We start from the raw sequence: 1,019 nt of genomic DNA, 5'->3' as shown, positions 1-1,019 counted from the left end.
GCCCCTGGGACCCCGGCCCAGACCCCGCCGCCGTACCTGCGGCATGGGCAAGCGCCCAAGGTCCGGCCTCCGCCCCGTCCCGTTCCGCTTCAGGCCCGGTGCCGCCGGAGGTCGTCCCCGACCCCCGCGAGGCTCCTGCCCCGGCAGGGGGGAGCGCGCCTGGTCAGTCGTCCCGCCACACCTTCCGGCGGCCGTCGCCCAGCGACGGTCTCGTCGCCTCCCATACCCGTCGCCACTCCGCCACCGGCTTGCCCTGCTCCACCGGCGTCGACGTCAGTGGGAGCGCCGTCGTGCGGCCCTCCGGGAGGGCCAGGCGGCCTTCCTCCGCCGCGCGGAGGGACTGGTACCAGCCCAGGTCCTCCTCCGCCCACAGCGCCGCGATGTGGCGGAGCATGCGGGCGCGGAAGTCCGTCACCGACTCGCCCTCCTGCGGGGGGAGGGGGCGGCCGTAGCGGACCACCAGGCGCGTGCCCGTGCGGGTCGGGAGGGCCTTGCCGCGGGGCATGGCCGCGAACGTGCCGCGGACCGCGACCGGGACCACCGGGATGCCCATGTTCACGCAGAGGCGCGACGCGCCCATCTTGAACGAGCTCATCCAGCCGTCGTGCGACCGCGTGCCCTCCGGGTACAGCAGCAGGCTCCAGCCGTCGTCGATCAGCTCCGCCGGAAGCGACGCACCGCCGCGGCGCGAGCCGTGGCGGTCCACCGGGAAGGCGTTGAACATCAGGGCGGTGGTGATGCTGACCGCCGTCGACGTGAAGAAGTAGTCCGCCGCCGCGCCCACCGCCGTGCGGTCGGCGATGCGGCGGGGCAGCGAGCCGAGGATCAGCGGGGTGTCGAGGTGGCTGGAGTGGTTGGCGACGAAGATCGCCGGGCCGCGCAGCGACTCCAGCAGGTCCAGGCCCTCGATCTGCGGGCGGGTCTTGGCCCACGCGTACTGCTTGAGCACCCCGCGCTGGAGCACGTTGCGCACCGCGCGCGCCGCGGGGGTGCGCGCCCACGCGGTGGGGAACGTCTTC

Annotated in this window: 1 protein-coding gene; it reads right to left on the bottom strand. The window is 75.1% G+C overall.

The genetic code is table 11. From position 1 onward, the window contains the following. Positions 1 to 163: 163 nt before the first annotated feature. Positions 164 to 1,019: lysophospholipid acyltransferase family protein (locus H5J30_RS35550; protein ID WP_181791910.1), on the bottom strand; the 856-nt coding region annotated here is incomplete at its 5' end.

The sequence above is a fragment of the Streptomyces phytophilus genome (genome assembly GCF_013870535.1).
GTDB lineage: Bacteria > Actinomycetota > Actinomycetes > Streptomycetales > Streptomycetaceae > Streptomyces > Streptomyces phytophilus.
This window is presented reverse-complemented; position numbering and strand designations above follow the sequence as displayed.